At 40.8% G+C, this 934-nt stretch carries 1 protein-coding gene; it reads left to right on the forward strand.

Translation table 11 applies throughout. From position 1 onward, the window contains the following. Positions 1-86: 86 nt before the first annotated feature. Positions 87-934 (forward strand): NAD-dependent epimerase/dehydratase family protein (locus tag KIV40_RS29200; protein ID WP_285352729.1); only part of this gene is annotated, 848 nt, incomplete at its 3' end.

The following is a 934-nucleotide window of genomic DNA, read 5'->3' on the forward strand; positions in this document are numbered from 1 at the left end:
GTTACGGGTATGATTCAATTGCTTCACAGGTTAGATTTTATTGCAGATATAGAAGCTAGTAGTGTAAACGTCCCGGAGGGTGTGTAATGAATGTATTAATTACAGGCGCAAAAGGCTTCATTGGTAAAAACTTGTCTTTGTTTCTTAAAGAGCAAGGTAAGTACGTAGTTACTGAAATTGATCGTGATGCTTCTGAAAGTGACTTAAATGCAGCATTAGCTAACACTGACTTTGTTTTCCACCTTGCGGGCGTGAATCGCCCGAAGAACGATTCAGAATTTAAAGAAGGTAATGCAGATTTAACGTCTCACATTGTTACGACTTTGAAGACTAACGGTCGTAAAGTGCCTTTGATGATCAGTTCTTCAACACAGGCTGTGAGTGATAATGCGTATGGTGTTAGTAAAGCGGAAGCCGAGAAAGTTGTAGAAGCTTATGGGCGAGAAACTGGTTCGCCTTATTTCATCTACCGTTTTCCAAATGTATTCGGTAAATGGTGTCGTCCAAACTACAACTCTTTCGTTGCTACCTTCTGCCATAACATTCTGAATGATTTCGAGATTAACATTCATGATCCAAATGCTCCTGTTACGTTGATTTACATCGATGATGTTTGTAAGTGTCTGATGGCTCTACTAGATGGTGATACTCCTTCTGGCTCGACTAAGGTGACTCCTGAGTACTCAACAACAGTCGGTTATGTTGCAAAGACGCTTAATGAGTTCAAAAGAAGCCGTGTTAGCTTAATTACAGGAAATGTAGGTGTAGGTTTAGAGCGTGCTCTCTATTCAACTTACTTAAGCTATATACAACCAAGTCAATTTAGTTATACCGTTCCTAGTTACGGGGACGAAAGAGGTGTCTTTAGTGAAGTGCTAAAGACAAAGCAGGCTGGACAGTTCTCGTTCTTCACTGCTCATCCTGGTGTTACCCG

The organism is Vibrio sp. D173a, from assembly GCF_030248475.1.